The sequence below is a fragment of the Brevibacillus nitrificans genome, from assembly GCF_003710965.1.
Taxonomy (GTDB): Bacteria; Bacillota; Bacilli; order Brevibacillales; family Brevibacillaceae; genus Brevibacillus; species Brevibacillus centrosporus.
Map to the genome: position 1 here is coordinate 169,120 of NZ_RHHU01000010.1, position 26,533 is coordinate 195,652.

A 26,533-nucleotide genomic window follows, 5' to 3' on the forward strand; every position below is an offset into this window, starting at 1 on the left:
TCATGGATTTTCGTACCGACTTCAAACCAATGACTGTACAGCCGCAAGAAATCGAAGACCTGAGCTTCCAAATCATCGCGGATGAGCTGGGAGAGCATCCATTTACGGAGGAGCAATTCCCTGTCGTACAGCGTGTCATCCACGCATCCGCAGACTTCGATCTCGGACGCAGCCTCGTATTCCACAAGGATGCCATTCAGGCAGGGATTGCAGCCATCCGCAGCGGGAAAAAGGTCGTAGCTGACGTGCAGATGGTGCAGGTTGGCATCAGCAAAAACCGCATCGAAAAATATGGCGGCGAGGTAAACGTATACATCTCCGACCGCGATGTCATGGAGGAAGCAAAGCGCCTGAACACCACGCGTGCGATTATCTCCATGCGCAAAGCGATCAAGGAAGCGGACGGCGGCATCTACTGCATCGGAAATGCGCCTACCGCTCTGCTCGAGCTGATTCGCTTGGTGAAAGAAGGCGAAGCAAAACCAGGTCTCGTCATCGGGATGCCAGTTGGCTTTGTATCCGCTGCTGAGTCCAAGGAAGAGCTGGCGAAGCTGGACATTCCGTTCATTACGAATATCGGACGCAAAGGCGGCAGTACGGTAACGGTTGCGGCACTGAATGCCATTTCCATCATGGCGGAACGGTTGGACTAAAACCATGGCGGCAAAAGCAGCGACGGATGACAAAGAGGCAAAACCCCTTCGCCACGGTTATACAACAGGATCCTGCGCAACGGCGACGACGAAGGCTGCTTTGCTCGCGCTGATCACCCAAGAACCGCAGCGGGAAGCAACGATTCGTCTGCCGATCGGTGAAACCGTGACTTTCCAGATGGAGAGCTGCGAGTTCACCGAGGCTATGGCGACTGCGTCTACCGTCAAGGATGGCGGTGACGACCCGGATGCGACGCACGGTGCCTTGATCATCAGTACGGTGGAGTGGCTGGATGAGCCAGGGATCGTTTTGGACGGAGGAGTTGGTGTAGGACGGGTGACCAAGCCAGGGCTCCCTGTCCCTATCGGCGAAGCGGCGATCAATCCCGTTCCGCGAAAAATGATCCGCGAAGCCGCGCAGGAGGTCCTCGATCAGTTTGAAATCGATCGGGGAATCAAGATTGTGATCTCGGTGCCAGCTGGCGAAGAGATTGCAAAGAAAACGTTGAACGGAAGACTCGGTATACTCGGCGGCATCTCCATTTTGGGGACGCGCGGAATCGTGGTGCCGTTTTCCACTTCTGCCTACAAGGCGAGTGTGGCACAAGCAGTCAATGTCGCCAAGGAAGCGGGCTGCGAGCATATCGTCCTTTCTACAGGAGGCAAAACCGAAAGCTACGGGATCGAGATGTACCCGCAGCTATCGGAGGAGGCCTTTGTAGAGATGGGCGATTTCGTCGGTTTTTCCCTGCAGCAATGCAAGCGCAAGAAGATGAAGAAGGTGACGCTCGTCGGGATGATGGGCAAGTTCTCCAAGGTCGCGCAGGGAGTCATGATGGTGCATTCCAAAAGCGCGCCCATTGATTTTGGACATCTCGCCCAGATGGCGGAGCAAGCAGGAGCATCCGAAGAGCTGCTCACCCAGATTCGCGGGGCGAACACAGCTGCACAGGTAGGCGATTTGATGGCTGACACGCCTGCCTTCTTTGAAATCATGTGCGAAAAATGCTGCCGTGCCGCCCTGCAGGAAGTAGGTGGCGGGATCGAGGTGGAGACCGTGATCATTACGATGAAAGGGTCCCTGTTGGGAAAGGTGACGATCGATGACACAGACCATGAAAGTGATCGGGATCGGGGATGACGGACAGCAAAGCCTGCTGCCGTTGTACCGTTCAAGGATAGAAGAAAGTGAACTATTAGTAGGCGGCGAGAGACATCTGTCGTTTTTCCCTGAGTACGCGGGCGAAAAACGTGTGCTAAAAGGTGGTCTTACGGCGCTGATAGAAGAGCTGCGCAGCGAGACGAGAAAGACCGTGATTCTCGCATCGGGCGACCCGCTGTTCTACGGAATTGGCAGTCTGCTCGCCAAAAAGCTGAACGTGGAGATTTATCCCCATCACAGCTCGATTCAGCTAGCCTTTGCCAAAATGGGAGAAGCGTGGCAGGATGCGGCACTGATGAGTGTACACGGTCGCAGCATCAAGGGACTGGCGCAGCGCATAGACGGCAAGGAAAAGGTGGCCCTGTTGACGGACGCCCAAAACAGTCCGGCAGCGATTGCAGGCTATCTGCTGTCGTTTGGGATGACGGAGTACGACGCATTTGTAGCAGAAAATCTGGGGAGCGACGAGGAAAAAACGGGCTGGTACACGCTGGATGAAATGGCCGACGGCGTCTTTTCCGATCTGAATGTCGTCATCCTGAAAAAACGTCGGGAAAGTCCGGTTTGGCCTTTTGGCATCGCGGACGAGGAGTTCTCTCAGCGCAAGCCGGACAAAGGTCTCATTACAAAAAAAGAAGTGCGCATCCTGAGCATCGCGCAGCTGCAGCTGCATGCCAAAAGCATTGTCTGGGACATCGGTACCTGCACAGGCTCGGTAGCGATTGAGGCAGCGCGTATCGCACGGGATGGAGAAGTATACGGTGTCGAGAAAAACGCAGACGATCTGGAAAACTGCCGCCAGAATATGGCCAAGTTTCGCACGGATTTGACAGTAGTGAATGCCCGGGCACCACACGGTTTGGACACGTTTCCGGACCCGGATGCTGTCTTCATCGGAGGCAGCGGGGGAGAGCTTCGCGAGCTTTTGAACATCTGCTGCACACGTCTGCGTCCAAATGGCCGGATCGTAGTGAATGCCGCTACCATCGAAACGCTGTATGAGGCGACACAGGCTTTTGCAGCAGAGGGATTTGAGACATCTGTAACGCTCGCACAGCTGTCGCGCAGCAAGCCGATCTTGTCTCTGACTCGATTTGAAGCACTAAATCCGATCTACATCATCACAGCATGGGCCAAAAAGGTCGAGGAAGAAAAAGGGGGAGACAGCAAGTGACCAAGATCGGTACCTTGTACGGACTGGGAGTAGGTCCCGGCGATCCGGAGCTGATTACAGTAAAGGCGTTTCGTCTGCTGCAGCAAACGCCGGTTATCGCCTATCCGAAAAAGCGAATGGGCAGCAAGAGCTACGCGCATCAAATCGCAGAGATGTATGTGCAGCCTGCTGCCGGCAATAAGGAAATGCTCGGGCTCGTATTCCCGATGACCCGTGATCCGGAAATTTTGGAGCGCGAATGGAACAACACGGTGGAGCTGGTCTGGGAGCGTCTCTCCGAGGGCAAGGACGTGGCGTTCGTCACAGAGGGCGATCCGATGTTCTACAGCACCTTTATTCATATGATGCGCGTGATGCAGGATGAGCACCCCGAGGTACCGATTGTGACGGTTCCAGGCGTTTCCTCGTTTTTGGGAGCGGCTTCCCGCTTTAATCTGCCGCTCGCAGACGGCGACGAGCAGATCGGGATCATCCCGGCTACAGAAGACAAGGAAGCGATGCGCCAGGCGATTGCGACACACGATTGCGTCATCTTCCTGAAGGTGGCGAAAGTCTTGCCGATGATCATCGGACTTCTGAAAGAAATGAATCTGGTGGACAAAGCGGCTGTTGCTACGAAAGTGACCTCTTCAGAGGAAATGGTGTGGACAGATGTGCGGGAGCTGGAGCGCGCAGAGCTCAGCTATCTTACCTTGATGGTGGTGAAAAAATCATGAAGCTGTACATCGTAGGCGCAGGCCCGGGCGATCCCGATCTCATTACGGTAAAAGGCTTGAAGCTCTTGCAAAAGGCAGACGTGATTCTCTACACGGACTCTCTCGTAAACGAGGATTTGGTAGCCTTGGGCAATCCGGATGCGGAGGTGCTGCAAAGCTCTGGGATGGCTTTGGAAGAAATGGTAGAGCTGATGGTAGATCGCGTGAGCCAGGGCAAAACGGTCGTGCGTTTGCAGACTGGCGATCCGTCCGTGTACGGAGCGATTATGGAGCAGATCGCGCTCTTGAAAGCAGCGGGTGTGGAAGTGGAGATCGTCCCTGGCGTGAGCTCTGTTTTCGCAGCAGCGGCTGCAGTAGGTGCAGAGCTGACCATTCCCGAGCTGACACAGACCTTGATTCTGACTCGTGCAGAAGGGCGTACGCCTGTGCCAGAGAGGGAAAAGCTGCGTGCACTCGCGGAGCATCATAGCACCTTGGCTCTGTATTTGAGCGCTACCCTGACCAAAAAGGTCGTGCGTGAGCTGGTTGAGGCGGGCTGGAGCGAGGACACACCTGTCGCAGTGGTACAGCGCGCAAGCTGGCCGGATCAGTTCATCCTGCGTACGACGCTGAAAAACCTCGACGAAGACATGGGCAAAAACGGAATCCGCAAGCATGCCATGATCCTGGCGGGTTGGGCACTTGATCCCCATATCCACGAGAAAAACGAGCAGTACCGCTCGAAGCTTTATGACAAAACCTTCACGCACGGGTACAGAAAAGGTGTGAAAGAGTAATGGTCATTGAACTGAAAGAGGGAGAAATCCCGGTCATCCAGCAACGCGGGGATTACGCGATCGTGGCGATTACCAAGCATGGGGTCGAGATGGCACGCGATCTGGCGCAGAAGTTCCCGGGGACGGACCTGTACTACATGAGCAAGTTTGCTCGCGGAGATGAAGAATCTCGCGGAATCCAGCTGTTCACGAACAGCGTGCGGATGCTGTTTCCTGCACTTTGGCCTGCCTATAAAGGACTCATTATCATTATCTCGCTAGGAGCAGTTGTGCGCATGATCGCACCGCTCTTGGAGGACAAAAAGAAAGATCCGGGCGTCGTCGTCGTCGATGATCGCGGCGAAAACGTCATCAGCGTCCTGTCCGGTCATCTCGGCGGGGCAAACGAGCTGGCACGCGAGGTAGCTGCTGTGATGGGAGCACGCCCGATCATTACGACGGCTTCTGATGTACAGAAGACGATACCGGTCGATTTGTTCGGCCGTCGTTTTGGCTGGGAGTGGGATTCGGCTGAAAAGCTCACACCAGTCAGTGCATCCGTGGTGAACGAAGAACGGGTGGCAGTCGTCAATGAGTCCGGGGAGTCTGACTGGTGGATGCACGATACTCCTATGCCGCCTTCGATTCAAGAATACAGGACCATCGCAGAAGCACAGGCAGTCGAGCCACAAGCGGCGCTGGTTGTTACGCACAGGCTGCTCAAGCCAGACGAGCAATCCATCCTGAACAACGGCGTAGTGTACCGCCCAAAGGTGATCGTGCTCGGCATGGGCTGCAATCGCGGGACATCGGCAGAAGAGATCGAAGCCGTGATCAAGGAGACGCTGGATGAATTGCAATTCTCGATCAAAAGCGTAAAGGCGCTCGCCACTATCGAGCTGAAGAAGGACGAGGCTGGTCTGATCGCCGTCTGCGAAAAATACGGCTGGCCCTTTGTCTGGTACTCACCTGAGCAGCTGAATCAGGTGCAGATCGAGGACCCGTCGGAGACAGTCTATAAATTCACCGGAGCCTATGGCGTGAGCGAACCGGCTGCCAAGCTGTATGCAGGCGTAGGCGAGCTGGTGCTGACCAAGAAAAAATCAGGGAATACGACCATTTCCGTCGGCTTGATGCCGTATCAGAGGGAGGGACGCGCATGAGCGAAAGTCGTCGCATCGTTATCGCCGGAACCGGCAGCGGAGCGGGAAAAACGACCGTGACCATCGGGCTGATGGCGGCATTGAAACGCAAAGGACACATCGTGCAGGGCTTCAAGTGCGGTCCTGACTACATCGATCCGACCTACCACACGGCGGTTACGGGGCGTGCCTCTCGCAATTTGGACAGCTTCATGCTCTCCCATGACACGGTCAAGGAGATTTTCGTTCGCGGGTCGGCGGGCTCGGACATTTCCATCATCGAGGGCGTCATGGGAATGTACGATGGAAAGGAAGCGACCAGCGACAAGGGAAGCACGGCGGAGATCAGCATTTTGACGGGCTCACCTGTCTTGCTCGTGGTCAACTGCCAGAGCATGGCGCGCAGTGCAGCAGCCATCGTCAAAGGCTTTCAGCTCTTGAATCCTGCGGCGCGAATCGTCGGCGTCATCGCAAACAAGGTCGGAAGCGAAGGCCATCACAAAATCGTCAAGGCAGCCATCGAGCAGGAGTGCGGAATTCCGGTGGTCGGCTACCTGAAGCGAGAGAACGAGCTGGAGATTCCAGAGCGGCATCTTGGCCTCGTTCCTTCTGTAGAGCGTGGAGAGCTGTCTTTTTTGTTCGAGAAGCTGGCGGATCTGATTGGGGAAACAGTAGACCTGGAGCTGATCTGGGAGCTCGCGAAAGCGGAGGAGCTGCAGGCAGAGCCGAAGCTGTTTGCACCAATAGCTACGCAGTTGCCGGAAGAAAAGCGTGTCATGATCGCCGTGGCCAAGGACTCGGCCTTTCATTTTTACTATCCGGAAAACCTGGAGCTGCTGGAAGCGTACGGTGCCAAGCTGCGCTTCTTTTCACCGCTAGCTGGGGAGACAGTGCCACCTGAGGCGAACGGATTGTACATAGGGGGCGGCTTCCCGGAGGAGTTTGCCTCCGAGCTTTCCCAAAATCAAACGGTACTGGAATCGTTCCGTACAGCCATTGGCGGCGGTCTGCCGACGCTGGCTGAGTGCGGCGGGTTCATGTTTTTGACGGAAGCCATCGTAACGACGGATGGAGAGAGCTATCCGATGGTCGGACTGATCCCAGGTAAAGTGACGATGCAAAAGAAACTGGCTGCACTGGGCTATCGCGAGGTGCGTGGAAAAGAAGGAAACTTCCTCCTGGGTACCGGGCAGCAGGCTAAAGGACATGAATTCCACTACTCCACGTACGCTACGGATGCCGAGCTGCCGCATGCCTACGAGACGAAGGGCCTTCGCGGGACCAAGCCAGAGGGCTTCGTAGCAGGGAATCTGGTTGCAGGCTATACGCATCTGCACTTTGGCTCGAATCCAGAGCTGGTTACACGCTGGCTCGAACGCTGCCTGGAGGTGGGCGCGCGTGCCTAAAGCGCTTCCGTTGATGATTCAAGGGACCAGCTCGGATGCGGGGAAAAGCGCCATCGCGACTGCCTTTTGCCGAATATTCGCCCAGGCAGGTCACAAGACAGCTCCTTTCAAATCGCAAAACATGGCACTCAACTCCTACGTGACGATCGACGGCAAGGAAATCGGAAGGGCGCAGGGCGTGCAGGCAGAAGCGGCAGGAGTGCTCGCCACGACAGATATGAACCCCATCCTGATCAAGCCGACGCGTGACTCTGAGTCGCAGATCGTGGTCAACGGGGAGCCGTACGGAAACATGAAAGCGATGGCGTATCGGACCGATTTTTACGACCAAGGCTTGCGGATCATCCAAGAGTCTTATACTCGGCTCGCCGAGAACTACGAACGGGTCGTGATCGAGGGAGCGGGCAGTCCGGCGGAAATCAATCTGAACGACCGGGAGCTGGTCAACATGCGGGTGGCCCGTCTGACGAATGCACCTGTTATTCTGGTAGCGGATATCGAGCGGGGCGGCGTCTTTGCCAGTCTGGTGGGGACGCTTCAGCTGCTTGAGCCACAGGACCGGGAGCGGGTGATCGGAGTCGTCATCAACCGTTTTCGCGGAGACCTAACGCTTTTGCAGTCGGGCCTGGATTGGTTTGAGGAGTATACAGGCAAGCCTGTGCTCGGTGTCGTTCCCTTTATCCCAGATTTGTGGATCGATGCGGAGGATTCGCTCATCCTGCATCGCTATCAGGGTCAGCGAGAGACTCCGAGAGATATTGATATCGCGGTCATACGGTACCCGCGCATTTCCAACTTTACGGACATCGATCCGTTTTTTGTGGAGCCGGATTGCCGCATGCGTTTTGTCAGCCGTCTGGAAGAGCTCGGTGACCCTGATCTGATCGTCCTGCCGGGCAGCAAAAACACGCTGGAGGATTTGCAGTTTTTGCATGAAACAGGTTTGGCAGACCGCATCCGCGAGCTGCATAGCGGAGAAAAGACGTATGTAGTTGGTCTTTGCGGCGGCTATCAAATGCTCGGCCAGTCCATTCATGATCCAGAAGGGGTGGAGTCGCCGCTGCGCGAAATGGCAGGGCTTGGCCTGATCCCGATGGTAACGACGATGGAGCCGCGCAAGACGACTGTACTCTCTCGCGGTACTGCCTGTTTTGCTGGCCACATGCTAGAATTGGAAGGCTACGAGATTCACATGGGGCAATCGGTCTACACAGAGAACGACGCACCGTTCATTCAGCTTGCGGATCGCACTGACGGCTATTGCACGCAGGAGAGGAAGCTCATCGGGACGTATTTCCACGGATTATTCCACAACGATGAATTCCGGACACGGCTGCTTAATGCCATTCGAGAACAGAAAGGACTTTCCCCGATCATGGATCGCCCGTCCTTTGTGGCGCTGCGGGAGCAAGGCTACGATCTGTTGGCCGATACCGTCCGCAAGCATGTCAACATAGAGGCTATCGAAGAGCAAATGAGGCTTTATCAGGAAAAAGAGGTGTATGCAGGATGAGAGATTCCACGAAACAGCTTATCGAGATTGAGCCAAGAAACGAAGAAGCGGCCGCACAAGCCAGACAGCATATTGATCAACTGACCAAACCGCTTGGCAGCCTGGGACGTTTGGAGACGCTGGCAGTCGAGCTGGCTGCAATGACAGGAAAAGCATTCCCAGCCGTGACCCCACCAGGAGTCATCGTCTTTGCTGCAGATCACGGCGTTGCGACAGAAGGCGTGTCCGCTTATCCGCAGGAAGTAACCGCCCAAATGCTGCTGAACCTGACGAGGGGTGGAGCAGGGATCAACGTGTTTGCCCGTCAGATCGGCGCCTTGCAGAAATTCGTAGACGTAGGGGTAGCGGTGGAAGTCGATGCACCTGGCATCACCAAAAAGCGCATCAAGGCTGCGTCGGGCAATATTCTGCGGGAAGCCGCTATGACTCGCGAGGAAGCGGAGAGTGCCATCCAGATCGGCATGGACACGGCCCACGAGATTGTGGAAGAGGGAGCGAAAGTGCTGATCGTCGGGGAAGTAGGCATCGGCAATACGACCGCGAGCAGTGCGATCCTGTCCGCTTTGACGGGAGCCGACCCGGATGAGATCGTGGGACGCGGAACCGGCCTGACGGATGAGGGCTGGCAGCGAAAAAAAGCAGTGGTGAGAGAAGCGCTCGCGCTGCATCGACCAGACGCCCATGATCCAATCGATGTGCTGGCAAAGGTAGGCGGGATGGAAATCGGGGCGATGGCAGGTGCCATCCTCGGAGCGGCTTCCCGTCGCGTACCGATCCTGCTGGATGGATTTATCGCCACCGTAGCGGCACTCCTGGCAGTCCGTCTGCAGCCGGGAGCGGCGGATTATTTGATCGGCGGACACCGCTCGCAGGAGCCGGGGCACGCCTTTGTACTGAAGACATTAGGCAAGGAGCCTCTGCTCGACCTGAACCTGCGCTTGGGTGAGGGCAGCGGTGCAGCGCTGGCATTCCCGATTGTCGAAGCGGCTGCTCGGATGGTAAGTGAAATGGCGACCTTTGCCTCGGCAGGGGTAAGTGACCGATGAACGGGACGGGCAAAGTTTATTTGGTCGGAGCAGGCCCGGGAGATCCCAAGCTGATTACTCTAAAAGGGCTGGAGAGCTTGCAGCAGGCGGATGTAGTCGTATACGACCGTCTGGCGAATCCAGCGCTGCTGGAGCACGCGCCAGCTGCAGCCGAGCGCATTTACTGCGGCAAGCTGCCAGATAACCATACGCTGCAGCAGGAGCGAATTAACGAGCTGCTGGCGGAAAAGGCACTGGAAGGAAACGTGGTCGTGCGGCTCAAAGGGGGAGACCCCTGTGTGTTTGGGCGTGTGGGTGAGGAAGCGGAGCATTTGGCAGAGCGTGGCATTCCTTTTGAGATCGTGCCAGGTGTAACTGCTGGCATAGCGGCCCCTGCCTATGCCGGGATTCCCGTGACGCATCGCGAGCACGGATCGTCGTTTGCTGTCGTCACAGGACATTTGCGCGAAGACAAACCGGAGCTGGCGACAGAGAAATGGCGTGCGCTTGCTACCGGCATCGATACGGTCGCCTTTTATATGGGTGTCGCCAACCTGCCGTTGATCCGCACACAGCTGATCAAGCATGGGCGAGATCCACAGACGCCTGTCGCGATCATCTCGTGGGGGACGCTTCCCCAGCAGGTGACGCTGACAGGTACACTCGCTGACATCGAGGAGCGCTTGGCTGGACACCGTGAGATCACCAACCCGGCGATTATCTTGGTAGGAAACGTGGTACAATTGCGGGACAAGATCAACTGGTTCGAGACAGCACGAGCAGAAACGAATGAACACCTTATAGGCTAAATCGAAAGGGGCGCAAAGCCTGGTGCGCTATTACCCGATGATGGTCAATCTGCAAAAGAAGCGTTGTCTGGTCGTAGGCGGCGGGCTGGTGGCGGAGCGGAAAATCCGCGGTCTGCTCGATGCGGACGCGGATGTGTACGTCGTCGCCCCTTCGTGTACGGCTCAGGTCGACACGTGGTCACAGCAAGGCAAAATTGCTTGGGAGCGTCGCATCTTTGAACCCACGGACACAGAGAAAGCGGTGCTGATCATAGCGGCTACGAACCAGCCAGACGTTAATCTAGCGGTCTACCAGGCATGTCGGCCTCAGCAGTGGATCAACATCGTCGATCGGCCAGATCTGTGCACCTTCACTGTGCCGGCAGTGGTGGAGCGAGGCGACATGCAGATCGCCATCTCCACGGGAGGCAATAACCCCGGTTTGGCGAAAAAGCTGCGTACGCAGGTAGAGGAATGGTTTGGACCGGAGTACGGCGACTACACGCAGTTTCTCGGAGAAATGCGGCAGCGCGTTCTTCGCCTGCATTTGTCCGAGAGCCAGAAGCGTGCCATTCTCGCAGAGCTGCTTGACGAGCGTTTTTTGGACTGGACGAGGAGCGGCGAGCTTGAGCGCAGAGATCGGGAAGCAGAACGATTGCTGCAAGGACAGGAATCTGGAGAATAATAAGAGAAAGCTCTCATACTTAGGGTGAGAGCTTTTTCTTGCTCGCGCTAAGCCTGGAATTGTCTATTTGCAATCTAGCAATCGTTCTTTTTTCAAAACGGAAAAGGAAAGGAATGAGTATCTCATGTCTAGATTCATCGTGGAAGATGAGTTTTGGTCGCTGTTTCCGCATGCCAAAATCGGAGTGGTGATTAGCCGAGGAATGGATAATTCTATTAGAGATGTAGAACTCTACGAGAAGCTGCTGAGGGAGGCTGAGGCAGATGCCGATCAATTTCTCCGTTTGGAAGAGTTCAGCAGCAATCCAGTCATATCCGTTTGGCGGGAAGCTTACCAGAAATTCAAGACAAAGAAAGGAGCAAGATGCTCCATTGAAGCTTTATTAAAAAGGGTGAAAAATGGCAATCACATCGGAACCATAAATCCGCTGGTAGACATCTATAATTCCATTTCATTGCGTTATGGGCTTCCGTGTGGTGGCGAAGATCTGGATACTTTTGTAGGCGATATTCGGCTTACCCAGGCAAATGGCAGCGAACCGTTTGTTCCATTGGGAAGCGATGAGAATGCTTCGCCGTACGAGGGAGAAATCGTCTACAAGGATGATGCAGGCGCCATCTGTAGATGCTGGAATTGGCGAGAAGCCGAGAGAACGATGCTGACAGAAAATACGAGAAATGCGTTCCTTTGTATGGAATGGATAGATGAATCCAGAAGCGATGAGTTTCATACGGCGCTGAACGAGCTGTCAGAACTTGTCTCCTATCATCTTGGCGGAACGGTGAGAATGGAAGTGCTGGATATTCATCATAGAGAAATGACCCTCTTGGGTTAAGGCTGAAAACCTCGCTTGGGCGAGGTCTTTTTTATTTGTCCTTGACAACATCGACCTCTCATCTGGCAAAATGTGGAGTGGACCATCAGGAAAGAGGGGGAAAGAATGGCCAATAAAGGTAAACTGCTGATGATCTTCACCCTGTTTTTCCTGCTCATGGGGATTCGGCTAGCATGGGGCTTTTGGTACCAACCGGCTGTGATGCCATTTGCCAAGCAAGGCGTCCTGGACGCAAGCAGCTGGGACTTCGCCGGGAATGGCAGTATCCAACTGAACGGAGAATGGGAGTTCTACCGGGGAGAGCTGGTCACAAGCGAGCAGCTGCCGATGGATGGGACTCCGCCGCTTATCGTCCAGGTTCCCGGGGAGTGGGACAAGTACGTGTCCGACAAAAAGAAGACGTCCCTCGGCTACGGCACGTATCATCTAAAGGTACTGCTGCCCGAAGCGAAACAGAGCATCTGGGGAATTCGGGTTTCCAATATACGTTCCTCCCATCGTCTGCTCATCAACGGGCAGGTCGTAGGGCAGCAGGGCCAGCCATCGCCTCATCCAGAAGAAGTGATCGCAAAAAACGTCCCGTATTTGTCGTTTGCAAACGTAACGGGAAACCAGGTCGATCTCGTCCTGCAGGTAGCCAATTTTGATTTTGCAGCAGGTGGCGGCGTATTTGGTACGATTATGCTTGGCCCTATACAAGAAACTTTGGCGAGCAAGCGCAGTTCCGAATATTTTGATACGACGGCAGGAAGCGTCCTTCTTTTATTTAGCCTGTATTTCCTGCTTTTGTATGCGTACAATCGTCGATTCCGGGAGTTCATTTACTTCTCCTTGTCGAATCTTTTTGCGGCTTTGTATCTTGTTACCGGCCGTGAGCGCGTGGCTCTGGACTGGTTTGACTTGTCCTATGATTGGGCGACACGCATCCAGTTTCTTTCCATGCTGGCACTTGCTTTTACCTACTCGCTGTTCATGAAACAGATCGTGCTGCCAAAAGTGAAGGATACGATCAGCAGAGTGCTGCTGACGCTCATCAGTCTCTCTGCGATCTTGGTCCTGCTGCTGGAAGCCAAACAATTTACTTTTCTGCAAAGTGTTTTTATTTTCATCTGCTGGATGACGGTCATGTATCATTTCCTTCGCATGCTTCGCAGAGTGTGGCACAATCCATCCAGTGTGCAATGGGTGGTGATCAGCACGTTGAGTCTGCTCTTCTACGGAGTCTTTGAAAACCTGCGGGCACTTGGCTGGACGCAGGATGACGGCTGGATTCCGCTGGAGATCATCGGATTCGCACTATCGCTGGCGATGCTAAGTACGCGCGGGTACTTTACAGCTTTGCAAAAAGCAGAGCAATTGACCGAACGATTGCTGGTTCTGGACAAGACGAAGGACCAGTTTCTTGCCAATACATCGCATGAGCTGCGTACCCCCCTTCATGCTACGTTAAGCATTTTGCAAGCTGTTGTGGATGGAGGGGCTGGTGAGCTGACTGACCGGCAAAAAGCGGAGCTGGAGCTGGCCGTGGGGATCGGAAGGCGGCTCACCTATCTGCTGGACGATCTTCTGGATATCTCCCATCTGCAGGCGGGAATGGAGCTGAGGCTGTCTAGCCTGGATGTGCACGACGTGACGGCGGTTGCGCTAGATGTCATGCGCTATTTGACGGATGAAAAATCGGTACGACTCGTGAATCGAGTGCCGAAGCAGCTGCACTGGATAGAAGCGGACGAGCAGCGATTCCAGCAAATTATCTTTAACTTGCTGTACAATGCCATTAAGTTTACACCGGCTGGAACCATCACCGTCGAAGCGGAGCAAATGGGAAAGATGGTGGAGATTCGGATTACCGATACAGGGATCGGAATCGCGGAGGATCGACAGGAAAAAATCTTTGATAGATTTGAGCAGGGAGATCGTAGAACGAGTCAGGAGGGAGCAGGACTCGGTCTTTACATATGCAAAATGCTCGTGGAACGGCACGGAGGCGAGATCTCTGTCACCTCTGCAGTCGGTCAAGGAACCAGCTTTTCCTTTACCATGCCTGCAGCAAGCAGGAGTGGAGATACCATCCACCCAAGTAATATCGAGTCAGCCATGATGCATTCCGTTGCGCGTTTGGCAGCTGCTGCTTCCGAGGATCTCCCTCCTGCCCTTTTGCCATTTACGCAGGCATCAGCAAAAGAGAAAAAGGAAGCCACCATTTTGCTGGTGGATGATGAACCGACCAATCAATACGTGATGATGAGGCTGCTCGCGACAGAGCCGTACCGGATTGTAGCCGTTTCTGACGGGCATGAGGCGCTGGAGGCATTGGAGAAGCAGCGGCATTGGGACCTGGTTATTCTCGATGTGATGCTGCCGAAAATGTCAGGGTACGAAGTCTGTCAGAGGCTGCGGGAAAAGTACTCAGCTTCTGAGCTGCCTGTACTGATGGTGACAGCGCGCGGCCAAAAGGAAGATTTGCTGGCAGGCTTTGCCGCAGGAGCGAACGACTATATCACCAAGCCCGTCGAGGCGCTGGAGCTGCGAGCCAGAGTAAAGACGCTTTTACAGATGAAACGCTCTGTCAGTGACTCGATCGAAGCAGAGATGGCGTTCTTACGTTCCCAAATCAAGCCTCATTTCTTGTTCAATGCTTTAACGGCCATACTGACAGTTAGCCAAGACGATATGAAAAAGGCGCAAGATTTGCTGCTTGATTTTAGTACGTATCTGCGGCATAGCTTTGATTTCGAGCAGCATGAAAAGTTGATCCCCATTCAACGAGAGCTGGAGCTGGTAGAAGCCTATCTTCGCATTGAGCAGATACGCTTTGGAGAACGATTGGATATGATCTATAAAGTGGAGGAAGATCTGTTAGGCAATATCCCCCCAATGACGATACAGCCGATCGTGGAGAATGCCATTCGTCATGGCGTGACGACCAGACTGTCAGGTGGAACAGTAAAGCTTGCTGTCTACGCTGAAAATAACGATACGGTGATTCGGGTAGAAGACAACGGACCTGGGTTTTCGGCTGGTGCAAAGACCCAGCAAATGAAGCGCAAGGGTGTCGGGCTCCGCAATATAGAAAGGCGGCTTCAGAATATGGGCGGCAAGCTGGAAATCACTAGCAAGCCGAATGTGGGCACACGTGTCGAGATCCGAATCTCGCAAAGTCAATCCGAGCGGGAGTGAGAAAAAGCCGCCTAGCTCACTAGGCAGCTTCTTTTACATGAAAGAAGAAAGGATACTCCTGACTCTGCGGCGATCTTTGACCACACGACGTTTATCGATTATCTTATTGCGCTTTGAGCGAAATTTGCTAGTCGTATTGCCGGAGTGGATGATATGCACATAGTTTCGCAGACGCAGCTTGTCATGGCGCAGGCGAATGACAGCCGGATGCCCTCCGCGAAGTTTATACCGTTTGCCGCGCAGATAGCGTTTGGCTTTATAGATCAGCGTATAAAAGGCAGGGGACTTGGCATACATCGGGGCAATTCGCTTCTTTTTCGAGTCGTACATATAGCCATTCTGGTTAATGATTGCTTTGACGCCTTTTCTTCTGCGATGATTCCTGAGCTGCTGGATGTAGCTTCTACGGTACAGGTCATCCGAATCCAGGCGGACGAGGTATAAATAACGATAGCCCTTCAGACGCTTCTTGATGCTTCTCTGATACATGCTTTTCGGGATGAACCTGATATTTCTCGGGAGCTTTTTGTATTTTCGCAGCTGCTTCTTGATGTGTTTTCGGGAACGGTCTTCGTACTCTATGAGAGCGTCAAAGCCTTGATTCGTCTGTCTTTGCAGGCTCCTTCTCGTATACTTCATAAAGATCTTCATGCGACTCTTGATCCAACGCTTTGAGAATCTCTTTTTGCGGTTGTACGTTAGCTTTTTCGAGTTGAAAGCAATCCCAACAATGATTTTTTTCTTGCCTTTTCCCACTGTTTGACCCACTCTCCTTTACCAAGCGAAGCAGCAGCTTCTATAAGGTATGGGAGTTTGTCAGCTTTTGCTTTAGTCAGATATCGTCGCGAGATACAAGCACACTGACCTGCAGCAACCATTGAAAACTGCCCCTTTTGGTGAGAGCAATCTTCTTTTAAGGTATTTCTAGAAAAGGAGGCATGCTTGGTGGAGTGGACAACGATTTGGCTGTTTGTAGTCGCGGCGCTAGCTATGCTAATCATACCGGGACCAGCTGTATTCTACATTATGGCGAGAAGTATCAACCAGGGAAAAAGAGCGGGAGTCATATCCGTGCTGGGAGTATCGCTTGGTGGAGCCGTTCACGTGGTGGCAGGGGCGCTGGGAGTTTCAGCGATTCTCATGACATCGGCGACTGCATTTACCATCGTGAAATATGTAGGGGCAGCTTACCTGATCTATTTAGGATGCAAGACTTTGTTCTCTCGAAATGAAGCTGAGGCAGCTGAAACAGAGGAAGAAGCACCTGCTGTCAATCTGCAGAAGATTCTCTACCAGTCAGCGCTAGTAGAAATCATGAATCCGAAGACGGCATTGTTTTTTCTCGCATTCTTTCCGCAGTTTATCTCACCTGCAGCAGGCTCCGTCCCTGCACAGTTTATCGGGTTGGGGATTCTCTTTCTTGTCTTGGCCTTTCTCAGCGATGGCAGCTATGCCCTTCTTGCCGCGCATATTCGTAAGCGGATGACGGGGAGCAAGGTGGGGACCAGGCTGCAAAATCGGATCACAGGCTGGATTTATATTTCTTTGGGTGTGTTCTCCGCTTTTGCCAGTCCAGGAAAATCATAGTCGGGCAGGACTGACGCGTCTTGTCCTCGCATCATACAAAAGCCAGTCCAAACATGTACATGTTTGGCTGGCTTTTTTGCCGTTATTTTTGCTTGTTCTCCTCTGCGCGCTTGAGCAGCATATCGACGAACAAGTCGATTTGAGCCGTGAGGTCTTCTTTCCGCTATGAATGTATTCATTCTCGTATATGTGTAAATAAATGAAGTAATAAAAGAATTAATTATTGTAAAACGGTAATTGATTATAGTAATATCAGAATAAATGAAGAATATATGGAATTGTCATTCGAATACTGCAATTCCGTAATAGATGATGAGCAGGTGAAAAAGCATGGATGATATTCACAAAAAGATTAAGGATTTACGGATCGAACAAGGGCTGACCTTGAAGGATTTAAGCGAAAAAACGAATCTGTCTGTCAGCTTTTTATCCCAGATCGAGCGGGGCGCTTCTTCTGTCGCGATTACTTCGCTAAAAAAGATTGCGGATGCGTTTGGTGTCACTATGACGTTCTTTTTTGAAGAACAGATGCACGCCAACTACCATGTGAAGACAGAGGAACAGAAGCCATTTCGCGTGGAGAGCTCTGCTACCTCTTTTATTCGACTGGGGGGAGAGTTCCCCAAACGCTCGCTGGAGCCCATGATCGTCAAGCTGGCCCCGAATCAGAAAAAAGAACAGACCTTTAGCCACCCCGGGGAGGAATTTTACTTTGTCCTCAAAGGGGCTGTCCTATTTGAGATTGCGGGAGAGGAGTACTTCGTGCGAGAGGGAGATTCCATTCACTTCCCATCGCATATCGAGCACGAGTACGAGAACCCGCTTCAGGAAGAAACACAGCTGCTCTGCGTACTCACGCCAGTCATTTTTTGATAGACAGCCATTACACGCTTTTGCAAAAAGGGGGATCTCCATGAGAGTGGCAACAGATATTGGCGGCACATTTACCGATTTGGTCTACGTGGACGAGCAAGGGGATATCGGCGTCGCGAAAAGTCCTACGACACCGCCGAACTTTGAACAAGGGGTCATGGATGTGATCGAGGTAAGCGGCATCGAAAAAGAAGCGATCCATACGTTCATTCACGGCTCTACCGTCATCATCAATGCGCTGACGGAACGTAAGGGAATCAAGACGGGTCTGATCACCACAAAGGGCTTCCGAGATGTGCTCGAGATCGCCCGTGGGAATCGCCCGGATCTTTTCAACGTGCGGTACCACAAGCCTGAGCCGTTCGTTCCCCGCCATTTGCGGCTGGAAGTGGAGGAGCGTCTGAATTACCAGGGTGAAATCATTCGTCCTCTGGATCGCGAACAGGTCAAAAGGATCGTCTCCTACTTTCAACAGGAAGAAGTGAAAGCGGTTGCAATCGCTTATTTGCACGCTTATGTGAATCCGGTTCACGAGCAGCTTACTGTTGCTTTGATCAAAGAGCTTTGGCCGGAAGTCCACGTGACTGCATCCCATGAAGTCACGAAGGAATGGCGAGAGTACGAGCGCACCAATACTACGGTACTGAACTCTTACGTGAAGCCGACAGCAGCTTCTTATATCAACAAGCTGCAAGGAAAGCTCAAAGAAAATGGGGTAGACAGCTACAACTACATCATGCAGTCAAACGGGGGAACGACCACGTTTGCCCAGGCAAAGGAAACTCCGATCAACATGGTAGAGTCCGGTCCGGTAGCCGGTGTGTACGGGGCTGCGGTACTCGGCGAGCTGATCGGGGAGACAAACCTGATCGCTTTTGATATCGGTGGCACCACAGCGAAGTGCTCGCTTATCGACAAAGGAGAAGTGAAGGTATCTACGGACTACTACATCGAGCGCTCGGAGCGAAGTGCCGGCTATCCGATCAAGGTGCCTGTCGTCGATATCGTGGAAATCGGAAACGGAGGCGGATCTATCGCCTGGATCGATGATGCGGGCTCGCTGAAAGTGGGACCCGAGTCTGCGGGAGCGCTCCCTGGGCCTGTCGCTTACGGCATGGGGGGGACGAAGCCGACTACGACCGATGCGAATCTCGTAGCAGGTCGGTTGGCAGCGAGGAACTTCGGCTACAACGTCGATCTGGAAAAGGTGAAGCAAGCGATTCACGAGACGGTTGCCAGCCATTTTGACATGTCGGTAGAGGAAGCGGCTCTCGGGATGATTCGAATCGCTGACTCCAATATGCTCAATGCACTGAAGCTCGTCTCTGTCCGCAAAGGCTACGACCCGCGTGACTTTACCCTCGTCGCATTCGGAGGCGGAGGACCCATGCACGCGCCGATTCTGGCAAAAGAGCTGGGTGTCAAAAAGGTAGTGGTACCGACAGCATCATCTGTTTTCTCGGCTTGGGGCATGCTGATGACCGACTTGCGGCGCGATTACATTCAGACGTATATCAAGCGTCTGGGGCAGGCGGACATCACGGAAATCAACCAGGCGTGGGATGCGCTGGAGCAGGAAGCATGGCAGCAGTACGAAGCAGACGGACTCGACCGGGCTGCGGTACTCTACGCGCGCTTTGCTGACATGCGCTATGTGGGGCAGGAGCATACGGTCAAAGTTCAGGTGCCAAATGGTGAGTGGCAGGCAGAAACTTTCGCCGAGATCGTGGAAAGATTCCATCAGCTCCATGAAAAAACGTACACGTTCCGCCTCGAGCAGACAGAGACAGAAATCGTGTCCCTCCATGTAACGGCTTTTGGCAAAGTGCAGAAGCCAACACTTAAAAAGCTGGAGATAACGGATATTCCTTTATCTGAAGCTATCATTGAATCACGTCCCGTCTATTTCGAGGGCAAAGGCTGGGTCACCACCCACGTCTACGACCGTCATAAGCTGTCGCCCGGGGCCAGCTTCGAGGGACCTGCGATCGTAGAGGAGCGTTCCTCGTCAACGGTCATGCACCCGGGGCAGTCGCTTACGGTAGATGAGTACGGCAACCTGATTATTCTCACGGGGGTGAACTAGATGCGCATAAATAAAGTAGACCCGTTTAGCCTCGAGATCGTCAAAGACTCCTTGATCGCCATCGGGGATGAGATGTTTTACACCTTGGGTCGCACATCCATGAGCCCGATCATCTATGAAGTTTTGGACTACGCGTGCGGATTGACGGATGCACAGGGGCAGCTGCTGACACAAGGGCACGGGGTAGCAGGCTTTATCGGCAATCTGAGCTTTATGGTGCGGGATACCGTGAAGAAGTTTGCGGAAGGCAAGAATCTGTCTCCTGGCGACATCATCATTATCAACGATCCGTACAGTGGTGGAGGCTCTCATCTGTCTGACGTAGGTCTGGTCATGCCGATTTACTACGAAGGCGAAATCGTAGCCTTTTCTGCGAACAAAGCGCACTGGACCGAAGTAGGTGGAAAAGATCCGGGGTCCTTTACGAACGACTCGACGGACATTTTTCAGGAAGGTCTGCAATTTCCTTGCGTCAAGCTGTTTGATAAAGGAGTCGTCAACCAAGCTTTGGTGGACATCATTCAAGCCAACGTGCGTTTTCCCGATCTTTCGCTGGGCGATATGTGGGCACAGGTAGCGGCACTACGCACCGGGGAAAGACGATTCCAGGAGCTGTGTGAAAAACACGGAAAAGACGTGGTTACCGCTTCCATCGAGAATTTGCTCGATCATGGCGAGCAGCTCGCGCGCAAGGAGCTGGTCTCTTTGCAAAATGGGGTTTATGAAGCCGTAGACTACATCGACTCGGACGGAATGGGAAATGGACCGTTTCGCATTCAGGTGAAAGTCACGATCACAGACGATCAGTTCATTTGCGACTTCAGAGGAAGCCATCCGCAAGTGCTGGGACCAGTAAACTGCTCCTACACGACACTGGTATCCGATGTGCGCACGATTTACTTGGCGATCACCAATCCTTCTCACGACATTAACGATGGGGTATTCCGACCGCTGGAGATTATTGCCGATCCGGGTACGATCTTCTCCGCTGAGCGGCCGGCTCCTGTCTCTGTGTATTGGGAAAGTGGATCGGCCGGGGGAGATCTCGTATGGAAAGCTCTGGCACCGATCCTGCCGAAGCGATTGACAGCAGGCCATTTCCTTTCCGTTTGCGCGGTCACTTTGTCCGGTAAGCATCATGTAACGGACGAGCCTTTCCTGATCGTCGAGCCTTCTGTAGGCGGATGGGGAGCAGGGGAGGGTCAGGATGGCGTCCGTGGACAGTTCTGCATCGGGGATGGGGAGACCTACAATATGCCCGTTGAGATTGCGGAGGCACGGTACGGTGTCATGGTCGATGAGTACAGCTTGCGTTGCGACGGCGCGGGAGCAGGTGAGTTCATCGGTGGATCAGGTGTGGTGCGCTCCTATCGGGCCATGACAGATCAGCAAGCGGTGACAGTGACTTTTGGGCGCAACAAGTTCTTGCCGTGGGGATTCCATGGCGGGGATTCGGGCTCTCCCAACGAGTTTTATGTGGAGAAAGCCAATGGGGAAATCGATGGACCGTTTGGGATCTTTGCACGCTATCCGTTGAATAAAGGCGATGTCGTGAAGCTGGTCACCGGAACGGGCGGCGGCTATGGTCATCCTTTCCATCGCCCTGCGGAGCAAGTGGCACAGGATGCGAAGAATGGCTATGTGTCAGTAGAGCAGGCGAAGATGAAGTACGGTGTCCTGATCGACCCAGCGACGTATGAGCTGCGCGGGGAAACAAGCGAGCGAGCACAGTTTCGGCAGTAAGATTTCGTACACTTAGCTGTAGGCAGACATGCTGTGGGGGATTCTCTCGCACATGTCTGCGACCAAAAGCAGACCAATGAACCCTCTCTGGAGGACGCAATGGATGGGAACGAGGATAGGACGCGACCATTACCGGATGCTTCTGTGAAATATGCGGAATTTTTGGTGAATATTAAAAGGAACATGAACGGGAGCCAAAGCAAAAAGGTCGTTTAGCAAAAACGTCAAGGCGTTTTTACAAAAAGGGGAGCGAAGCGTATGGAAGTCTCCAAGGAAAAGAAGCACCTGGTAAAAGTAGGCGAATTGTTCGAGCGAATGCCGTTTACGAAGATGCACTTATTTGTAGGGTTTGTCTTGTTTATCGTTTCCGTGATTGAAGCGTGGGAGATGATGCTGATTATCTTTCTGAGCAGCTCTATCGCCGCAGACTTCCAGTTGACGCCGCTGCAGGAAGGCTCATTGATCGGGTCTATCTATCTGGGAATGATCCCGGGAACGTATATCTGGGCGATCGTAGCGGACAGGGTCGGGCGAAGAAAGACACTCATGTACAGTTTGATCAGCTTTAGTGTCATTTCTTTGCTGACACCATTCTCCACCAGCTTTCTGATGCTGTATACCGTTCGGCTCGTGGCAGGGATCGCACTGGGGGGAGTCATGATCTCCGGCTATCCCTATTTTGAAGAAATGCTCCCAGTCAAGCAGAGGGGAAAGGGCGTCGTCTATCTATCGGCAGGCTGGCCGCTCGGAATGCTGCTGGCTCTGGGAGTGACTGCCTTATTTATGCAAGGAGGCGGACTGCTGTGGGGCTGGCGTGGCGTCATCATCCTGAGCTCTTTTGTAGGCTTGTGGGCGTTTATGCTGCGCAAGATTCCGGAATCTCCTTACTGGCTTGCTAGCAAAGGAAGACAAGCGGAAGCCAAAGAAGCGATCCGCTACCTCAGCCAAGGCAAAATGGTTGTGGGTGAGCACGAGCAGCTGTGGGTGGAGCCGATTGAAAAAGGGAACTACTTTACGATTTTCTCCAAACGTTTTCGCAAGCTGACCGCTTTTCAGACCGTCGTTAACTTTGCCTTTGCGTTCGGGTATTGGGGACTTTATACATGGATTCCAACGCTGCTGGCGCAAAAGGGCTTGTCGATGTCACAGAGCTTGACGTTCCTCGCTTTGTCGACGCTCTTCCAGATCCCAAGCTACATGGTAGCAGCGTGGCTGACATCCAAATACGGCCGGAAAAAGGTCATGGTGGCTTTCGTTGCGCTGGCCGTAGCAAGCGGCTTTGGCTTCGCCTATGCAGGTGACATGGTTCAGCTTTATATCTACAACTTCGCTCTCGCCTTTTTCAGCTTGGGAGCGTGGGGAGTCTGGAATACATGGTTTGGTGAAATCTATCCGACGAGTGGACGAGTCCCGGGCTACAGCTTCGGTGCTGGAGCGCAGCGCTGGGCGAATACTTTGGCGCCATCCTTGATCGGGATGGTCATTGGCTGGGGATGGGCTTTCAACACGACTGTATCCTTCATTCAGGTGTTCATGGTGATTACACTTCTGATCATTCTGTTCATACCCGAAACGGAAGGTCACATCTTGGAATAAGCGTAGGTTCGGACAGCTAGAATCAGGAGAAGGGAGCACTAGCCTTTGCGAAAGTTAACCTTGCAGGAAGTAGAAGATTTGCTTTATGGAGCGTGCATTTTTGGAACGGGGGGAGGAGGGAGCCTCTCAGAGGGACTGGAGCTGGTCCGCAAGCTGTATGCGAACGGGAAAGCCGTTTCGATTATTTCACTGGATCAAGTCGAGGACGACTGGTTGGTTGCGTCCCCTTATTATGTGGGCTCTGTAGCTCCTCCACCTGAGGAAGTGAGAAAACGCTTGGAGGGATTGCCGGTTCTTCCCGATGAAGTAGCTACACTCGCGGCGAGAGCGTTGCAGGACTATTTAGGAAAAGAGCTCAAGGCAGTGATCGCGACGGAGCTCGGTGGAAATACAGCCTGCGCGATCGAGACGGCGATTCATTTGGGTGTTCCGTTGATTGATGCAGATCCGGCGGGACGGGCAGTACCTGATCTTGCTCACACCACGTTCCATATTTACGATGTATCGATTTCTCCTTTTGCCCTTGCCAATCGTTTTGGGGACACCTTGATCGTCCAGCACGCCGTCAATCATGACCGAGCAGAACAGATTGCCCGCGCTTTTGCTGCCACATCTGGAAATTTGGCTGGTGTATGCGACCATCCTGTAGAAGGGAAAAGACTGAGAGAGTCTGTCATCCCCGGAACTTTATCACAGGCAGAAAAGGTAGGAAGAGCGCGGAGGCTGTCGAGGGCAGTGGGGAGTATTCCTGCCTACGCAATCGCAGCGGCAGGGAACGGATCCCACCTCTTTCACGGGGTCATAAGCGAAGCGACGTGGGAGGATGTCGGAGGCTTCATCGAGGGCGAGGTCACGATTGCGCCGATCGAAAAGGACGGCAGTGAGCCGCTAACGGTCTGGTTCCGAAATGAATTTATGATCGCAAGGCGAGGCGAGGAAATTCTCTCGATCATTCCAGAGCTGCTGACCATCCTCGATCACACAACAGGGGAGCCCATCCTCAATCCGTCTTGTCAGGCAGGAATGATCGTAGACGTTGTGACGTTCCCCGCACCGGCTGCTTGGGAAACCGAAAAAGGGCTGTCCATCTTTGGGCCGGCGTATATCGGGATGGAGCGAGAGGCATACGACGCTTTACAAGAGAAAGTAGTTTCTGCCAAATAAACAGGGCTTTTCATGCAGGTCTGCACAAGCTTGTGCAGGCCCTTTTCGTATAACATCATGGAAAATCATGTTATAATAAGGTGGTTTTCATAAAAAATTGAAAATGATCATTCTAATCATATAACCATGTAAAGAGAGGATGCCAATGAGTAATCCTATCGATAATGCCTATGAAATATTAGATAGAATTACGGATGGTTTTTTTGCAGTAGACGAAAAATGGAGTTTTACATACGTGAACTCAGAAGCTACTCGTTTACTCTTTCGCGATCGGGATGATCTGGTAGGCAGGAATATATGGGAGGAGTTCCCGGAGGCCGTAGAGTTAGCATTTTATGATCAGTATCATCGAGCCATTCGCGAACAAACCTCGGTCATGTTCGATGCATTTTTCCCTCCGCTGAAAAAGTGGTTTGATGTGAGGGTGTATCCGTCCGTAACGGGACTTAGCGTGTTCTTCCAAGACATTACGCATCAAAGAATCGTGCTTTGCCATAAAGAGCAGCACTACAAGTCGCTGTTTGAACAAAACCCGGATGCTGTTTTTTCCTTTGATCTGGAAGGGAAGTATTTGACGGTCAATCCTGCCATGAAACAGCTTCTAGGGTACAGTGAAGAGGAATTTTTACAGCAATCGTTTATCCCGTTTGTATCTGCAGAAGACGTGGAGCAAACCATTGCGTACTACCAAAAAGCGGCAAGCGGAATCACACAAAGATACCAAACGAAAGCGGTCCATAAAAACGGCTCTTTTGTGTATGTGGATGTGACCAATATGCCGATCATCGTCAATGATGAAGTCGTCGGGGTCTATGGAGTCGCGAAGGATATTACGGATCGGTATTTGGAGCAGGACGAGCTGCGGAAGACAAAAGAAAGACTGGAATCCTTCGTCCGCAATAACGCAGATGCGATATGGGTCATCGATCTGGAAGAGAGGGTGCTGGAAATAAATCCTGCCTTTGAAACGATGTTTGGCTGGTCTGCCGACAGCGTGATCGGCAAGAAGCTGCCCATCATCCCCGATTTTCTAAAAGACAGCATTCAAAAGCTGCATGAACGAGTCAAGACAGGTACTTCATTTATGGGATTAGAAACGATACGGGAGCGAAGAGATGGCAGTCTGATCCATGTCAGTGCCACTCTCTCTCCCATTCTTGACTTCGATGGCAATGTAATTGGGCTTACAGGAATTTGCCGGGATATCTCGTCCAGAAAAATAGCCGAGGAAACCTTGAAGGCCAAAACGAAGCAGCTCGAGTCCTTCATGGAAAACAATGTGGACAGCATTTTGATTTTCAATCTGGACAAAGAAGTGGTACAAGTCAATATCGCTTTTGAAAACACGTTTGGCTGGACAAAAGAGGAGATCCTCGGCGTCCATTTGTATGATTTGCCTTTTATTCCTCCTGAGATCCTTGCAGAAGAGAGACGGGCAGTAGAGAAGGATCAGCAGACACCGATTTTAGGATTGGAGACCGTTCGTTACCGGAAAGATGGCGCGATACTGGATGTCGCGTTCTCCAAATTCCCCGTGTATGATGCAGAGGGCAAGATGGATGGCTGGTCCGTCATTCTCAGGGATATTACGGAGTGGAAAAAATCTCAATTCATGCTGCAAAATTCAGAAAAATTAACGGTGGCGGGTCAATTGGCAGCCGGAATCGCCCATGAAATCAGAAATCCCATCACGGTTATCAAAGGCTTCATTTATTTGATGAAGTCGGGCTTTGGAGACAAAGAGGAATATTTCAACATCATGTCATCGGAATGTGAACGGATTGAACAAATCCTTACAGAGCTTCTCGTTCTTGCAAAGCCGCATCCAAGCAAGGTGGAGCCGAGAGATATTCGGTTAATCATGATGCAGACGATCACTCTTTTGCACACCCAGGCAATCATGAACAACGTAGAGATCGTGACGGAATTTCAACAAGGGGTACCCGTCGCCTACTGTGATGAGAATCAAATGAAACAGGTCTTTATCAACTTTATGAAAAATGCGATTGAAGCGATGCAAAAGGGCGGGAAGCTCATCATTCAAATCAAGCAAACAGACGATGAGAAAATCATGGTGCGCTTCATCGACGAAGGAACAGGAATACCGAAAGAATTCCTCAGCAAAATGGGACAGCCGTTCCACACCACAAAAGAAAAAGGGACCGGTCTAGGCTTTATGGTGAGTAAAAAAATCATCGAAAACCATTCCGGGGAAGTCCATATTGAGAGCGAGTGGAACAAAGGAACGACGCTGGAAATTCGTCTGCCCGTCATAAAGGGAGCCGTTGAAGCATCGGCAAAACTTCGCTGCTAGCAGGAGGGAACGGGCGTCTAGCTATCAGGCGTCTTTGTTTTACAGTAAGAATTTATAAGATTCTTAGCCAGGATAAGTGCCACTAAGGCTCCGCCACAAAGCTCGGCGGAGCCAAGTTTTCTAATGTCATTTGCTA

General features: G+C 52.7%; 21 protein-coding genes. 20 read left to right on the forward strand and 1 reads right to left on the reverse strand.

The window, feature by feature from the left end; genetic code table 11:
- Nucleotides 1-2 precede the first annotated feature (2 nt).
- From EDM59_RS14425 to EDM59_RS14485, 13 genes are all read left to right on the forward strand, one after another.
- Nucleotides 3-653, forward strand: coding sequence for a precorrin-8X methylmutase (locus EDM59_RS14425; RefSeq protein ID WP_122924240.1), 651 nt, complete (start codon nt 3-5; stop codon nt 651-653).
- Nucleotides 654-657: 4 nt separating this feature from the next.
- Entirely contained in the window at nt 658-1,794 is a 1,137-nt protein-coding gene (locus EDM59_RS14430; RefSeq protein WP_122924241.1) for a cobalt-precorrin-5B (C(1))-methyltransferase, read from the forward strand.
- The gene (gene cbiE / locus EDM59_RS14435; RefSeq protein ID WP_122924242.1) at nt 1,757-2,989 is read left to right on the forward strand and encodes a precorrin-6y C5,15-methyltransferase (decarboxylating) subunit CbiE; all 1,233 of its coding nucleotides are present in this window, start codon (nt 1,757-1,759) and stop codon (nt 2,987-2,989) included. Before EDM59_RS14430 ends, cbiE begins: the two co-directional genes overlap by 38 nt.
- Entirely contained in the window at nt 2,986-3,705 is a 720-nt protein-coding gene (gene cobI / locus EDM59_RS14440; RefSeq protein ID WP_122924243.1) for a precorrin-2 C(20)-methyltransferase, read from the forward strand. Before cbiE ends, cobI begins: the two co-directional genes overlap by 4 nt.
- Nucleotides 3,702-4,481 (forward strand): precorrin-4 C(11)-methyltransferase, encoded by a 780-nt coding sequence (gene cobM, locus EDM59_RS14445; protein ID WP_122924244.1) that lies wholly within the window; start codon nt 3,702-3,704, stop codon nt 4,479-4,481. Before cobI ends, cobM begins: the two co-directional genes overlap by 4 nt.
- Complete coding sequence (locus EDM59_RS14450; RefSeq protein WP_122924245.1) at nt 4,481-5,623, forward strand: cobalt-precorrin 5A hydrolase; 1,143 nt, start codon at nt 4,481-4,483, stop codon at nt 5,621-5,623. Before cobM ends, EDM59_RS14450 begins: the two co-directional genes overlap by 1 nt.
- Nucleotides 5,620-7,008, forward strand: a complete 1,389-nt coding sequence (locus EDM59_RS14455; RefSeq protein ID WP_122924246.1) for a cobyrinic acid a,c-diamide synthase CobB — start codon at nt 5,620-5,622, stop codon at nt 7,006-7,008. Before EDM59_RS14450 ends, EDM59_RS14455 begins: the two co-directional genes overlap by 4 nt.
- A complete protein-coding gene (locus tag EDM59_RS14460; protein WP_122924247.1) occupies nt 7,001-8,521 on the forward strand; it encodes a cobyric acid synthase in 1,521 nt (506 codons plus the stop codon). Before EDM59_RS14455 ends, EDM59_RS14460 begins: the two co-directional genes overlap by 8 nt.
- Nucleotides 8,518-9,567 (forward strand): nicotinate-nucleotide--dimethylbenzimidazole phosphoribosyltransferase, encoded by a 1,050-nt coding sequence (gene cobT / locus EDM59_RS14465; protein ID WP_122924248.1) that lies wholly within the window; start codon nt 8,518-8,520, stop codon nt 9,565-9,567. Before EDM59_RS14460 ends, cobT begins: the two co-directional genes overlap by 4 nt.
- On the forward strand, nt 9,564-10,355 hold the full coding sequence (cobA, locus tag EDM59_RS14470) for a uroporphyrinogen-III C-methyltransferase (protein WP_122924249.1): 792 nt from the start codon (nt 9,564-9,566) through the stop codon (nt 10,353-10,355). The genes cobT and cobA overlap by 4 nt, the downstream gene beginning before the upstream one ends.
- A gap of 22 nt (nt 10,356-10,377) precedes the next feature.
- Entirely contained in the window at nt 10,378-11,019 is a 642-nt protein-coding gene (locus tag EDM59_RS14475; protein WP_122924250.1) for a precorrin-2 dehydrogenase/sirohydrochlorin ferrochelatase family protein, read from the forward strand.
- Nucleotides 11,020-11,143: 124 nt separating this feature from the next.
- On the forward strand, nt 11,144-11,854 hold the full coding sequence (locus tag EDM59_RS14480) for a B3/B4 domain-containing protein (RefSeq protein WP_122924251.1): 711 nt from the start codon (nt 11,144-11,146) through the stop codon (nt 11,852-11,854).
- A gap of 105 nt (nt 11,855-11,959) precedes the next feature.
- Nucleotides 11,960-15,034, forward strand: coding sequence for an ATP-binding protein (locus EDM59_RS14485; RefSeq protein ID WP_122924252.1), 3,075 nt, complete (start codon nt 11,960-11,962; stop codon nt 15,032-15,034).
- Between the two features lie 33 nt (nt 15,035-15,067).
- Here EDM59_RS14485 and EDM59_RS14490 read toward each other — a convergent pair whose 3' ends face one another.
- The gene (locus EDM59_RS14490; RefSeq protein ID WP_122924253.1) at nt 15,068-15,802 is read right to left on the reverse strand and encodes a glycosyltransferase; all 735 of its coding nucleotides are present in this window, start codon (nt 15,800-15,802) and stop codon (nt 15,068-15,070) included.
- Between the two features lie 177 nt (nt 15,803-15,979).
- Here EDM59_RS14490 and EDM59_RS14495 point away from each other — a divergent pair, with 177 nt between their 5' ends.
- The 7 genes from EDM59_RS14495 (at nt 15,980) to EDM59_RS14525 (ending at nt 26,397) form a co-directional block, all read left to right on the forward strand.
- On the forward strand, nt 15,980-16,621 hold the full coding sequence (locus EDM59_RS14495) for a LysE family translocator (RefSeq protein WP_122924254.1): 642 nt from the start codon (nt 15,980-15,982) through the stop codon (nt 16,619-16,621).
- A gap of 330 nt (nt 16,622-16,951) precedes the next feature.
- Entirely contained in the window at nt 16,952-17,494 is a 543-nt protein-coding gene (locus EDM59_RS14500; RefSeq protein ID WP_122924255.1) for a helix-turn-helix domain-containing protein, read from the forward strand.
- A gap of 40 nt (nt 17,495-17,534) precedes the next feature.
- Nucleotides 17,535-19,580 (forward strand): hydantoinase/oxoprolinase family protein, encoded by a 2,046-nt coding sequence (locus tag EDM59_RS14505; protein WP_122924256.1) that lies wholly within the window; start codon nt 17,535-17,537, stop codon nt 19,578-19,580.
- Nucleotides 19,581-21,323: a hydantoinase B/oxoprolinase family protein gene (locus EDM59_RS14510; protein WP_122924257.1), complete on the forward strand. Its 1,743-nt coding sequence runs from the start codon at nt 19,581-19,583 to the stop codon at nt 21,321-21,323.
- 258 nt (nt 21,324-21,581) lie between these two features.
- Nucleotides 21,582-22,919, forward strand: coding sequence for an MFS transporter (locus EDM59_RS14515; RefSeq protein WP_122924258.1), 1,338 nt, complete (start codon nt 21,582-21,584; stop codon nt 22,917-22,919).
- Between the two features lie 45 nt (nt 22,920-22,964).
- A complete protein-coding gene (locus tag EDM59_RS14520) occupies nt 22,965-24,083 on the forward strand; it encodes an S-methyl thiohydantoin desulfurase family protein (protein ID WP_122924259.1) in 1,119 nt (372 codons plus the stop codon).
- A gap of 145 nt (nt 24,084-24,228) precedes the next feature.
- Entirely contained in the window at nt 24,229-26,397 is a 2,169-nt protein-coding gene (locus EDM59_RS14525) for a PAS domain-containing sensor histidine kinase (RefSeq protein WP_183192921.1), read from the forward strand.
- Nucleotides 26,398-26,533 lie beyond the last annotated feature (136 nt).

What these genes read in the sequence shown, in the direction of transcription:
- EDM59_RS14425 (WP_122924240.1), top strand. Translation starts at nt 3, where the DNA reads ATGGATTTTCGTACCGACTTCAAACCAATGACTGTACAGCCGCAAGAA.
- EDM59_RS14430 (WP_122924241.1), top strand. Translation starts at nt 658, where the DNA reads ATGGCGGCAAAAGCAGCGACGGATGACAAAGAGGCAAAACCCCTTCGC.
- cbiE (WP_122924242.1), top strand. Translation starts at nt 1,757, where the DNA reads ATGACACAGACCATGAAAGTGATCGGGATCGGGGATGACGGACAGCAA.
- cobM (WP_122924244.1), top strand. Translation starts at nt 3,702, where the DNA reads ATGAAGCTGTACATCGTAGGCGCAGGCCCGGGCGATCCCGATCTCATT.
- EDM59_RS14450 (WP_122924245.1), top strand. Translation starts at nt 4,481, where the DNA reads ATGGTCATTGAACTGAAAGAGGGAGAAATCCCGGTCATCCAGCAACGC.
- EDM59_RS14455 (WP_122924246.1), top strand. Translation starts at nt 5,620, where the DNA reads ATGAGCGAAAGTCGTCGCATCGTTATCGCCGGAACCGGCAGCGGAGCG.
- cobT (WP_122924248.1), top strand. Translation starts at nt 8,518, where the DNA reads ATGAGAGATTCCACGAAACAGCTTATCGAGATTGAGCCAAGAAACGAA.
- cobA (WP_122924249.1), top strand. Translation starts at nt 9,564, where the DNA reads ATGAACGGGACGGGCAAAGTTTATTTGGTCGGAGCAGGCCCGGGAGAT.
- EDM59_RS14480 (WP_122924251.1), top strand. Translation starts at nt 11,144, where the DNA reads ATGTCTAGATTCATCGTGGAAGATGAGTTTTGGTCGCTGTTTCCGCAT.
- EDM59_RS14485 (WP_122924252.1), top strand. Translation starts at nt 11,960, where the DNA reads ATGGCCAATAAAGGTAAACTGCTGATGATCTTCACCCTGTTTTTCCTG.
- EDM59_RS14500 (WP_122924255.1), top strand. Translation starts at nt 16,952, where the DNA reads ATGGATGATATTCACAAAAAGATTAAGGATTTACGGATCGAACAAGGG.
- EDM59_RS14505 (WP_122924256.1), top strand. Translation starts at nt 17,535, where the DNA reads ATGAGAGTGGCAACAGATATTGGCGGCACATTTACCGATTTGGTCTAC.
- EDM59_RS14510 (WP_122924257.1), top strand. Translation starts at nt 19,581, where the DNA reads ATGCGCATAAATAAAGTAGACCCGTTTAGCCTCGAGATCGTCAAAGAC.
- EDM59_RS14515 (WP_122924258.1), top strand. Translation starts at nt 21,582, where the DNA reads ATGGAAGTCTCCAAGGAAAAGAAGCACCTGGTAAAAGTAGGCGAATTG.
- EDM59_RS14525 (WP_183192921.1), top strand. Translation starts at nt 24,229, where the DNA reads ATGAGTAATCCTATCGATAATGCCTATGAAATATTAGATAGAATTACG.